This is a genomic window from Paenibacillus sp. FSL R7-0345, assembly GCF_038595055.1.
Lineage (GTDB): Bacteria > Bacillota > Bacilli > Paenibacillales > Paenibacillaceae > Paenibacillus_AQ.
On sequence record NZ_CP152002.1, the window covers coordinates 870,303 to 882,413 of the forward strand.

The following is a 12,111-nucleotide window of genomic DNA, read 5'->3' on the forward strand; positions in this document are numbered from 1 at the left end:
GCAGACGACGATGAAAAAACAGGCCTTATGGAAGGATATCTTCCGGGAGATCGGGCATACCAAGGCCCGTTTTATTTCGATTTTTGCAATTATTATGCTGGGTGTCTGCTTCTTCTCGGGGATTAAGGCAGCCGGACCGGATATGCTGGATACCGCCGGTACTTTTTTCCAAGAAAAACAGCTGATGGACCTGAAGGTACAGAGTACACTTGGCCTGAGGGAAGATGAGCTTACACTGCTGAAGGATGTTCCGGGGGTTGCCGAACTGCAGCCTGGTTATAGTTCCGATGTGTTCGCCGGTGATAACGGTGCCATTCTTAAGGTATTCTCGTACAACCCGGACAATGCGCTCAATCAGTACCGCCTGATGGACGGCCATCTGCCGGAGCAATCCGGGGAGATTGTGCTGGATGATCTGCTGGCCGGAGAGTATGCCCTTGGCGACAAAATTACATTCAGCGGAAACGGTACGGATGCGGATCTGTCTGAAAGCTTCGGAACACTGGAGTATACGGTGGTTGGTTTCGCCCGCAGTCCCCAGTTCATTGAGAAAAACAACCGCGGCACCAGTACGATCGGCAAAGGCACGACAGATGCGTTCGCCATCATTGCCGAAGAGGACTTCAAGCTGCCGGTCTATACGGAAGCGTACCTGTCTTTCAAGGATACTTCCGGGGTAAAAGCTTACAGTGCGGAGTATGAGACGCTGCTGGAGCAGCACACGGAGGCCGTGGAGCAGGCGATGGCGGGCGTGCCCGAAGCGCGGCTCTCGGAGCTGCGCGCTGAAGGGGAAGCGGAGCTCGCCAAGGGCCGTGCGGAGCTGGAAGCCGCCGAGAAGCAGCTCGCGCAGGCGGCCGGCCAGCTGACGGAAGAGCAGCGGCAGGCCCAGGCGGGAGCAGGCAGCGAGGCTGCTGAACAGCTGGAGGCAGCCAGAGCGAAGCTGGCTGAAGGGGAGCAGCAGCTGGCGGCGCTTACGCTGCCGAAGATTTATGTTACGGACCGGAATGCCAATCCGGGATATTCCGAATACAAAGACAATGCCGACCGGCTGTCGGCGATTGCCAGCGTGTTTCCGGTGTTCTTTTTCCTGATTGCGGCGCTGGTCAGCCTGACAACCATGACGCGGATGGTCGAGGAGCACCGGCTGCAGATCGGGACACTGAAGGCGCTCGGCTACGGCAACCGTGACATTATGGCCAAGTTTCTGGTATACGGCACGCTTGCCAGCCTCGCGGGATCAGCCGTTGGTTTAGCGGTAGGGTTCACGCTGCTGCCGTCCATTATATTTGATGCTTACAGCTCGCTTTACAATCTGCCGGGTCTGATCAAGAGCTTCTATCCGTCCTTTTCCATTATTTCCATTATAGTAGCGCTGGTCTGCACTACCCTTACAGCCTGGTTCGCTGCCCGGGTGGAGCTGCGCGGAAATGCCTCTGTTCTGATGCGGCCTAAGGCGCCAAAGGGCGGCCAGCGGATACTGCTGGAACGGATCACTTTTATCTGGAGACGGCTGAGCTTTGTACAGAAGGTAACGGCCCGCAATCTGTTCCGCTACAAGCAGCGGATGTTCATGACCGTATTCGGGGTAGCAGGCTGTACAGCGCTGATCCTGACCGGCTTCGGGCTCAAGGATTCGATCGGCAGCATCGCACCGAAGCAGTTCGGCGTTATTATGAAATACGATGCACTGGTAGCGCTGCATACCGATGCCACAGCAGAAGCACAGCAGTCCTATGAGCAGCTGATCAGCGGCGAGACTGCTATTACCGGGGCACTGGATGTGGCCCAAGAGACGATGACTGCACGGGCAGCCGGTGTTAATGATCAGGATGTGTATTTGTTTATCCCGGAATCTGCGGATTCCCTGTCTGATTATGTGTCGCTGCAGGACCGCAGCACGGGCGAAGCCCGGGAGCTTACCGATGAAGGCGTGATGATCTCGGAGAAGCTGGCCAAACTGTACGGGCTTAAAGCGGGAGACACCCTGACCCTGGCGGACAGCAAAAATGAGCCGTTCGACCTTCAGATCACGGGAATCACCGAAAACTATGTAATGCATTATGCGTATATGACCCCGGCGTACTACACTTCCGTATTCGGGAAAGAGCCGGTATTCAACACCTCTTTGCTGAACTATAACGCACCAGACAGTACCTGGGAGGAGCAGTTCGGAGAAAAGCTGACCGCAAACGCACACGTAGCCGCAGTCAGCTTCTCCAGCAGCGTCGGAACGGCTTTTGACGATACGATGAAAAGCATGGACGTGGTCACACTGGTGCTGATCGTCTCTGCAGCAGCGCTGGCCTTCGTCGTACTGTATAATCTGACCAACATCAATGTGTCCGAACGGATCCGCGAGCTCTCGACGATCAAGGTGCTCGGATTCTATGACAATGAGGTTACAATGTACATCTACCGTGAAAATATCCTGCTGACCCTGCTCGGCATTATCGGCGGCTCAGGTCTTGGCATTGTGCTGCACAGCTTTGTCCTGCAGACGGCCGAGCTGGATGCGACGATGTTCGCCCCGGTTATCGAGTGGCCGAGTTATATTTATGCGGCTGTATTGACCATGCTGTTCTCGGGCATTGTTATGGCCTTCATGCACATCAAGCTCAAAAGGATTCATATGATCGAGGCGCTGAAGTCGGTGGAATAGCAGCTGCCTAGTGGAGACCCTTCCGGGATGCCGGAGGGGTCTTTTTGTTGCGGGCAGGTTTAGCGCAATTTCATATGCAGGATCGGAAACGGTTTGCCTTGCTCATCGAGTGCAGACCGTTCGGCCACATAAAATCCCATATGTTCATAAAAGCCGAGCGCCTGAGGATTCTGTTCGTTTACATCCACGCTGCTGACTTTAAGGGCATCGATGGCATGAGTAACGAGCTTTTTGCCGATACCCTGCCCCATGGCTTCAGGGCTTATGAACAGCATTTCGATTTTATGGTCTTGTATGCCTATGAAGCCGAGCGGCGTCTCACCTTCAGTGGAATAAACCAGTAGCTGGCTGATTCCGCTGAGCCCTTGCAGCACAAGTGGACGCAGGGCGGCAATGTCTTTTTCCGATAGAAAAAGATGTGTAGAGCGCACGGATTCTTCCCAGAGATGGAGCAGGTTATGGAGCAGGTTCTCGTTGCGGGTGGGTATGGACAGAGTGTGGACCATGAGGGGACTCCTTTTGTTTGAGTTTATGGTGTAGTTTTAATGGACACGATAAGCAGGCTGTTCCGTAAATGGGCTAACTTTAGTTTAAAGGATAACCATCGCGGTTACATTAAAAGAGTCGAAGGATTTAGTAGTTGTATAGCCCTAGTCACCAACGAGTGGAAATTCACAGAGGAGGAATGTACGATGAGCGATCAATTTACGGTTCAAGACCCTACCACACAATATCAGAAGGCCACAGAGGAATTCGAGCAGCAGCAGCCTGCCCCCGGACTAGAAACGGAGATGGTTCCGAAACCGGATGACGGCGCGCAAACTTATAAAGGCAGCGGACGGCTGACCGGACGCAAAGCGGTAGTGACCGGAGCGGACAGCGGAATCGGCAGGGCGACGGCGATTGCTTTTGCCCGTGAAGGTGCTGACGTTGTCCTTGCCTATATGCCGGAGGAAGAAGCGGATGCGCGCGAAGTGGTTAAGCTCGTAGAGGAAGCCGGACGCAAGGCGGTAGCCATGCCGGGTGATCTCAAGGATGAACAGTACTGTGAGCAGCTGATTGCTACTGCGGTAAAAGAGCTTGGCGGCATTGATATTCTGGCGAATATCGCCGGTATGCAGCAATTCGTAACCGATATTGCTGATCTGACGACAGAGCAATTTGATGCTACGTTTAAGACCAACGTCTACTCGCTGTTCTGGCTCTGCAAGGCAGCAATTAAGCATATGAAGCCAGGCAGCACAATTATCAACACATCTTCGATTCAGGCCTATACGCCTGCACCGATCCTGCTGGACTATGCAACAACGAAATCAGCGATTAATACCTTCAGTAAATCACTTGCCCAGCAGGTGGCTGAAAAAGGGATCCGCGTCAACGTTGTGGCCCCTGGCCCAGTATGGACCCCGCTGCAGATCAGCGGCGGCCAGCCGGTAGAAGCGCTGAAGGACTTCGGCGCCAAGACACCGCTTGCCCGTCCGGGACAGCCGGCCGAAATGGCACCAGCGTACGTGTTCCTGGCCAGCCAGGAATCCAGCTATGTCAGCGGTGAGACGCTGAATGCGAACGGCGGTATGCCAACACCGTAAGCTAACCATTAAGCCAGGCATCCGGCAGGTTCCGATGGGGAACCTGCCGGATGCTTTTTTTTATGCCATTTTAAATTTTGGATACCTAGGATTCGAAAGCCGGACGATACACAAGCCAAGCTGTGATCAGCCAGGCCACTCAACCCCGCTCAACCCCGCTCTACTCCAGCTCATCAAAGAAAGAAAAGCTATCCAAGCTCCGCAGAACTTTCTCTACATCTACAGCACCAAGATCCTCCGGTTTGATTTGCGCAAACTGCTTGAAGGCCCCATCAAAATCAGCCAGCCGGTTTACCAGTCCCGCAGCAGTGCCTACTACTTTGTGATATCCGAATAGCCTGTACTCCTTCCAAGCCTCGCCGAACAGCTTGCCGGAGTCGTGGGCTTTGTTGACCTTATATACCCACTGGTACACGGCAGCAAAGGTATCATTGGAGGCCACGTGATACGGTGCCGTATCAAGGGAGTACGGTCTGGATGCAAGCAGCTGTGCTGCTGCTTCCCCGCTCCGCTTCGGCATAAGTGCTACCATCAGGAGCTGCCGCTTAAGCTGCAGCAATTCTTCCTCTTCTCCCGGATCTGCAGCCTGCGTCGGATCAAAGGCTGCAGATCCGAAGTAGACAGCAGCCTCTTTAAGCTTGTCCCTTACATAGGCTTTCAGCATCACTTCCGCGATGAAGATAATGGTCAGATAGAGTGCTGCACGCCCTTCACGGGCTGAATCGTAATCATCCATCTCTTCCTCAATATCGTTATAATTCAAGCCATGTTTAGCTGGCTCATGGCCGAAATTAAACGGAAGTCTGCCCGGTTCCGGGACCAGGGCGTCAAATAACAGAATGCGCAGCTCGGGGTCTTTTACCAGAGTAATCAGAGCTGTCAGTTTGACAATGGCATTACCTTTCTTTTTATGCCCGGTCCGCTTCAGGATTTTGCGGGCTTCTATTTTGGCGCTGGCATAATGCGTATAGGCAGTGTGAAGTTCACTTTCATAGGTACGCAGATCCTGGGCGATGTCCTGGCTACCAGCAATATCTTTTAGAACGGTAAGATACATTTCATACTGCTTAAGTATTCTTGCTCTCCGGTTGTTCGTAAGCAGGTCATTAGGATGCGGGTGAAGGAAGTGTTCCCGCTTCAGAATATTTTTGAAGAAGTAATAAGCTGCGCCCGATTTGCCTCCGTACTCACTCCAGCCTTGTCTGATCTCTTCTATAGCCTGGAGAGGGGCATCATCAGTAGGGTCAAAAGTAAGCAGGCTGCTACCAAACAATTGCTTAAGCACCCGGACCTGTTCGTTCTCGGACAGCGAAGAGGCAGAGACGGTGCCTTTGTCTGCCGCCAGCTCATCATGAAGATAGAGGATGGAATTTTCAAAAGACTGTAGCCAGGCTAGCGGATCAAGGTAGGTCAGCTCTTCCAGCAATTCCCCAAGGGTATGGCCGAGCACAGTGTGATCATGATATTGATTCATCAGCTCAATCTGCCGATATGACAAACTGCGCTGTTCTTCAAGTAGGCGCTCCAGGGCATAATGTTTTACCCGGCTCTCGATCAACTCTGTATTCAGCCCCAAATGCAGGCAGGCATCCTCCAGCAGACGTCCCGTATCAATAGCCTGCAACAGGCTGTCGTGTGACCATTCCCGGTATAGCGGAGCAAAATGAAAGTCGAAATCACATTCCTTGTATAGAAATCTCTTCAACGTGCGGCTTCTATTCATGACTTTCTCCTTTTATATTTTTTGGAATCAGATATGTCTATTATGTAGCGGATTTTTTTGACGTTCCGTGAGAGATTTGTCCGATTTGTGACGCCGGCTTGGAAAGGCGCGGCAAAAACCCGGTGTTTTCGCGTTCGGATGATTGCGGCAGGCTCTTACAAAACATTGACGGCTTCCGCCAAGAATCCGGCAGCAGCCATGATACATTACCTCCTGACAGAAGAGTAAAGAGGATAGTGACTATGATCCTCCTGAAAACCGTTTATCTTCTGTGGGGAATTTAATCTTTCTGTTCTATGATCGGGAGAGCAGAGCCAGATGAGGTGGTGAGGAGGATGAGCGAGCAGCGTGAAGCGCATATGGGAGAGAAGATACGTAGGCTGCGCAAACAATTGGGCTGGACGCAGGAGGAGCTGGCGTACAGGGCGGGGATTGATACTTCTTATCTGGGGCAGATCGAACGGGGGAAGCGGCGTTCGCCCACACTGGGGATGATCGGAAAAATAGCCGATTCGCTTTCGGTAGACAGCAGTTTACTTTTGGAGCAGCCTGAGGCTGAAGCGGCAGACAAGGGAGGGATACCCTGGTCTGATATACCGGAACGAGTTGCACTTGAACTAAGGCAGAGAAGCCCAAATGAGCAACTGATGTTCTACCGGATTCTTCAGATTATCCAGCAGTTTTTGAAATAGTGTGGATGTACATAACTAATAAAAGGAGCAGTGATTAGAATGTCAGTCGTATTGATTTTATTAATTGTGGCCTGTGTCGTCTCGATCTTTGCGGGTTTGGTGAAGCCTGAGGCTGTAATCCGCTGGGGGAAGCCGGAGAAAAGAGGCAGAGGCAAGGTCATTTTATATTACGGATTAGCACTGATCATTCTGTTCTTTGTCATCGGCAGCACTGCTGAAGAGACGGACTCGGTGCAGCAGGCAGCTTCAAAAGCGGAGACAAACCTTACATCCACCGGATAGCGATACCGGCAAAGTCGGTGTTGCATCTGATATTGTAATTGAGAGCGACGACGGGACCATCTTTGAATTTCTGAGTATGGTTCCAAGTAGAGCACTGCAAGTAGGAGATTACGTAAGTATTACCGGCTACCCGATTGGCCGGACTGAAGTGGAGAATGCAATGGGCGGTAGCTACACACATCTGATTGCCGTTACGAACAGATTATAGGATAAAAGGGGAGGGGCAATCTTTTGTAGAGTCCCTCCCCTTTATATCGTCTCTATGCTTACAAAGCTCGTAATTTCGACATTTACAGACATTTCTAATTCCTATAAGATAATAGTACAATATACCCAAAATTATAAATAAATATTAATGAAATAGTGATACTTAAGGTGGGTTACCGAAGAGATAATCGTATCGCAGCAAGCAGTGACCATTGCCAAACTACCATAAAGGAATGAGTAGCGTTATGAATGTAGCTGTGCCAGCGGCTTTTGAAGAGCAGATGCTTGCGTTAGTGGAGAAATTTGAAGCTTTGAACCTGAATGTAGCGGCCTCCGGAGGTTATTACAAAGATAGGGCCGATCGGATTGCCAAGCAATTGTCAGAGAAGGAATTCCGGATTACGGTAGTCGGGGATTTTAGTGCCGGCAAATCTACCTTTTTGAATGCGCTGATCGGCAAGGATATTCTGCCTCATGCGGTAACGGAGACGACAGCTACAGTCACCTATATCCGTAATGTTCCTTTGGATCATCCCTCCGCCGATACCATTGTGGTGCATTTTAACGATAACAAGCGGCCTGATACAGTGCTTAATCTGAAAGAGAATCCCGATGCCCTCAAAATGTATACGACCACACAGTCGAGTCTGAATGTAGCGTCCGATATCTCGCATGTAGACATCTACGTTAACTTCAAGAATACGGACGAGAAGGTTGTCTTTATTGATACACCGGGCTTGAATGGTCTTGCCAAGGGCCACCGCGATTTAACGATGCATGAAATCAAGCAGGCGCATGCCAGCATCTGTCTGTTCCATCTCCGCAGCCTGGCCCAGAACAATCTGGAATTTCTGCAGGTTCTCCGGAAGCATCAGAGCTCTTTTTTGTTTGTGCTGAATTTTATTGATGAGATCAAAAGCTCGGAGGGAGATACGGTCGAGCAGAAGCTGCAGTGGCTGCAGGAGCAGTTGCAGGTGAATCTGCCGGAGGACCGTACCGGAGCGGATGTGCGCATAAGAGCGTTCGGGGTGTCTGCGCTTAAGGCGATTGTGTCCAAGGATCATTCCATTCCCAGGCTGTACAGCACGGACCTGGTGAATCTGACTCCAGAAGACCGGGAACGGCTAATGCAGGAATCGCTGTTTCAGGAATTTGAGGACTATTTATGGAAGGAGGTTCTGTATGGGGAGAAGGACCGGGTCTTCCGGCATTCCTTATACAGTGCTTTTCAGAGCCTGCTGGAGGAAATTTCAGAGGAAATGGCCAAGGCAATCTCCTTCAATCAGCTGCAGCTGAACGAACAGGAGACGCTTGATATCGAGCGGAGACTGGTTCAGATTGATGAATTCTCCGTCAGAAACTGGGAGAAGCTTAGTCACTATATGAACAGCCGCCATTCCGGTCTGGAGAAGCTGGTAAAAGAGAAGATTGCTGAGGATGTCGCGTTTATTCTGACACAGATCCGGGAGAAAGTGAGCGGCGATGATTTCGAAGCGTTTGAACTGGCGATACAGCACAATACATACAGCAACCTGGTGGAGAACAAGATCAGTAGCGCGTCCTATGAATACCAGTATTATTTAAATGAGATTTTGGAAGAAGTCTATCAGACCTCTATTCTAAAAGCGCAGGAATACGCACCTTCGGTGGAGATTAATACGGAAGGCAACTTGGTTATTAAGGCCGTACAGTTTGATGGCAGCCAGTATAAATTTGAGAAGCAAATGGACAAGCTGCAGCTCAAAAAAAGCGATTATGCAGCCGAGACTATGAAAATTACGGTTGAACAGGAAGACATGGTCAAGGAGCTTAAGCAGATCGAGCTGAGGGAGAAAAAGGCCAAGAGCGGAATCCTTGAGGCAGCAACCAATGAGACTACGGAGCAAAACCGTCTCGGCAGGGAGCCGGAGGTGCAGCAATACACAGAAACCCGCTACCGGACAGTGGAAAGACATAGATTTAGTCCAGCCCGTTTGTTTGGCAGCAGTACATATGAGGAGGCCTATACAGCGACCGTAACGGATACATCGGCGCGGGATCAGTGGCAGAGGAATAAACGGCAGATTCAGGATAAATATGCCAAGATCACGGATGAGCTGCAGCAGGAAAGTATCGAATTGCGGATCAGAAAAAAGCAGTTTGAGACCAAGGCTGTTCAGCATAAGGATATGCTGGCCAGACTGCAGACGAAGCTGCTGCAGGTGGACGAAGACATCAGACGCAAGCAGATTGAACATGAGGAGATCATGCTGAAGGCGCGGAATGAATTTCTGCGCTCCGAGAAGCGCCGCCTGCTCGAGCAGATTGAGAAGTTTCTCAATGAGCGGATCTATTATGCCCTTCTGGATTCAACTAAGCACAATGTAGAAGAGAATATGACTAGCATCCGCGGGCAGGTTCAGGTGTATTACGAGAGGAATCAGGAGCAGGCCAGACAAAGACTGCAGATGATGCTGCAGAGCAGCCGGGACGAGATGCAGCAGCAGCTTGCTCCTTATGAAGCCTTGCAGCAGACCGTATCTCAGTTATATGAAGAGTTAAAGGATATTCAACTTCCGAGGACTGCAGTTATTAACGATTAAATGGAGGCGGATTTCGTGGAGACCGAATGGATGAAGGAGCAGTACGAGGACAGGAAACAGGGTGTTCTGGCACTGCTGCAGCAAACACAGGAGTACTATACAGGAATAGGGATGGAGGATGAGGCACTGGCATTTGAAACCCTGCACGATCATCTGGAAAAAGGTCTCTTTTCTATAGTTGTGGTAGGAGAGTTCAGTGCGGGGAAATCCACTTTTCTGAATGCGCTTATGGGGGACAAGTACCTTCCCTCGTTTACCAATGAAACTACAGCTACGGTTAATTTTTTGCGGCATAAGAACGCAGGGCAGGAAGGTTATGGATCAGCGGTCTATTACAAAGACCGTAACCGGGAACCGCAATTTTCTGATGCAGCGCCCGAGACCATTGAACGGTTTGTAAGCACAAAGAGCGATCTGCATGTCGCAGATGAAATCGACCGGGTCGAGCTTTTTCTGGATTCAAAGTTTCTGGGTGATGGGGTCATGCTCGTTGACAGTCCAGGACTGAACGGGGTAGCTGAAGGGCACAAAGAGATTACCGAAACACAAATCGAGAAGTCCCATGCCTGTATCTTCATGTTCTCTGCAGAGCAGCCTGGTCGCAAGACGGATTTTGAATTCCTGACCCATCTAAGATCCAAGGTGGATACGGTCATTCTGGTTCTGAATAAAATTGATGTAGTGAAGCCTAATGAACAGTCGGTAGAGGACGTGATGGACAATTTGCGGGCGAACTACCACAGCTTTTTCCCGGACCAGCCGTTTCCAGAGATTTTTCCGGTTGCGGCCTATCCCGGACTGGTCGCCAGAAGCACTAAACAGCTGAGCTATCAGGGAAAGGACCACCATTCAACGGAAGAGAAGCAGCAATACCTCACCCTTTCAAGGATGGAAGGTTTCGAGCAGCGTTTGTGGAAGTTCCTCACTCAGGGAGAGAAGACACGCCAGCAGTTGTATGCGCCGGTCGACAGGGTGAAGAAGCTTCTTGCCATCCGGCTGAAGGAGGTCAACGGGCTTAAGCAGGATCTGTCGGAGTCTGCTGACACGAACAGCATTGTGCTGGAGCTTGCACTGCTCGAGGAAGAAATCCGCCAAGTGGAAGAGAGCATTGCTGAGAAGAAGCAGAGCCTGTTCCAGGAGATTAATCAGATTGTAAAGGATACCCGTGTTCTGCTTAGCAGCCGTACCCGTGATATGAAGCAGCGTCTGATTAAGGATGTCCATGAATGGACGGACCTGGATCAGGTGCAGCAGGATGTGGAGCAGTTTAACAGTAAAATTGTTAAGCAGTATAACCTGCTTGCCCAAAGCGTATATCACTCGTTCATGGATGAATTCACTGAATTACTTCACGGCCAGTATCGGGAGTATCAGCAGGAGATTGAACGTGAGATGTCAGAACGGCATGAAGGAGCCAGATTCCAGCTGCAGGGGCAGCTTGAAACGGATTCATTTGATTTCTACTTCGGCCTGGACGAGTATCGTACACAAAAAGAAAGTTTTGAGCAGGAGCTGGAAAAGATTGAGGGCCAGAGCAATCAGGCTATGGATGAAAGACTTCAGGCCGACGGGCTGCGGTCCCGGAAACTTGAGCTGGAGGAGAAGCTGGATGTTCTCAAGCAACGGGAACAGGCCTATCTGGCTGCCCTCGGGCCCCGGCCTGTAGCCGGCCGGATTGCCGAGGAATACACACAGAAAGTAGGAAGGGGCGGGCTTTTAGGTTCAATCGGAGATCTGCTGATCGGCAAGAAGGAAGTTACAAGAATAGATTACAGAACAGACGATCAGGCCCGCCGCGATCACGATATCCTGATAGCGAAGGCCGAGCAGAAGTTTAATCAGGAAGCCGATGAGCTGAATTTAAGATTGCAGTCCACGGCTGATCCGCAGAAGAGTCCGGAGCAATACCGCCAAACCTTGGCGCAACTGGAGAAGCTCACCGTGAAGAAACGGATGGAACAGGAAAAGTTCGAAAAGGATTTCAAAGAGCAGTTTCAGCGGAAACATGCGACTGCCTTGCGCAAGGTTCGCAACGAAATCGAAGAATTTATTGATAACATGGAGAAGGAGATTGATGAGCTGTTTGTCAAGGAGCTCCGCAGCCAGCGGAGCCAGTTATGCGACATTGCCGCTGATATTATCCAGACCAACCTTCAGCAGCTGATTCAACAGAAGCAGAAACAGTTAATGCTGCGCAAGCAGCAGCTGGAATCTTCAGTGGATGAGAAGGAAATCCTGGTTCAGCAATGTGAACAGGAGATAGAATCCATTCAACGCCTGCTGGAGAATGCGGTCTCTCTGATAACAGAGCTTGATACGATGGAGATCGATATGATATCTGCTGAAACTTTGCAGTATACAGCCCATTAGGAGGGTG

General features: G+C 50.8%; 9 protein-coding genes. 7 read left to right on the plus strand and 2 right to left on the minus strand.

Annotated features, from left to right (window positions below; genetic code table 11):
* Positions 1 to 10 precede the first annotated feature (10 nt).
* Positions 11 to 2,659, plus strand: a complete 2,649-nt coding sequence (locus tag NST84_RS03650) for an FtsX-like permease family protein (RefSeq protein WP_342566339.1) — start codon at positions 11 to 13, stop codon at positions 2,657 to 2,659.
* 59 nt (positions 2,660 to 2,718) lie between these two features.
* Here the strand turns inward: NST84_RS03650 and NST84_RS03655 are convergent, their stop codons facing one another.
* Entirely contained in the window at positions 2,719 to 3,165 is a 447-nt protein-coding gene (locus NST84_RS03655; protein ID WP_342564302.1) for a GNAT family N-acetyltransferase, read from the minus strand.
* Between the two features lie 186 nt (positions 3,166 to 3,351).
* Between NST84_RS03655 and NST84_RS03660 the strand changes: the two genes are divergently transcribed.
* The gene (locus tag NST84_RS03660; protein WP_342564303.1) at positions 3,352 to 4,248 is read left to right on the plus strand and encodes an SDR family oxidoreductase; all 897 of its coding nucleotides are present in this window, start codon (positions 3,352 to 3,354) and stop codon (positions 4,246 to 4,248) included.
* Positions 4,249 to 4,408: 160 nt separating this feature from the next.
* Here NST84_RS03660 and NST84_RS03665 read toward each other — a convergent pair whose 3' ends face one another.
* Positions 4,409 to 5,971, minus strand: a complete 1,563-nt coding sequence (locus tag NST84_RS03665) for a hypothetical protein (RefSeq protein WP_342564304.1) — start codon at positions 5,969 to 5,971, stop codon at positions 4,409 to 4,411.
* A gap of 335 nt (positions 5,972 to 6,306) precedes the next feature.
* On the opposite strand from NST84_RS03665, the gene NST84_RS03670 reads away from it, so the two are divergent.
* The 5 genes from NST84_RS03670 to NST84_RS03690 all read left to right on the plus strand — a co-directional run bounded on the left by NST84_RS03670 (position 6,307) and on the right by NST84_RS03690 (position 12,104).
* The gene (locus tag NST84_RS03670) at positions 6,307 to 6,663 is read left to right on the plus strand and encodes a helix-turn-helix transcriptional regulator (protein WP_342564305.1); all 357 of its coding nucleotides are present in this window, start codon (positions 6,307 to 6,309) and stop codon (positions 6,661 to 6,663) included.
* Positions 6,664 to 6,702: 39 nt separating this feature from the next.
* A complete protein-coding gene (locus NST84_RS03675; protein WP_342564306.1) occupies positions 6,703 to 6,945 on the plus strand; it encodes a hypothetical protein in 243 nt (80 codons plus the stop codon).
* Positions 6,946 to 7,021: 76 nt separating this feature from the next.
* On the plus strand, positions 7,022 to 7,153 hold the full coding sequence (locus NST84_RS03680) for a hypothetical protein (RefSeq protein WP_342564307.1): 132 nt from the start codon (positions 7,022 to 7,024) through the stop codon (positions 7,151 to 7,153).
* Between the two features lie 232 nt (positions 7,154 to 7,385).
* Complete coding sequence (locus NST84_RS03685) at positions 7,386 to 9,734, plus strand: dynamin family protein (RefSeq protein ID WP_342564308.1); 2,349 nt, start codon at positions 7,386 to 7,388, stop codon at positions 9,732 to 9,734.
* 15 nt (positions 9,735 to 9,749) lie between these two features.
* The gene (locus NST84_RS03690) at positions 9,750 to 12,104 is read left to right on the plus strand and encodes a dynamin family protein (RefSeq protein ID WP_342564309.1); all 2,355 of its coding nucleotides are present in this window, start codon (positions 9,750 to 9,752) and stop codon (positions 12,102 to 12,104) included.
* The last annotated feature ends 7 nt before the right edge of the window (positions 12,105 to 12,111 follow it).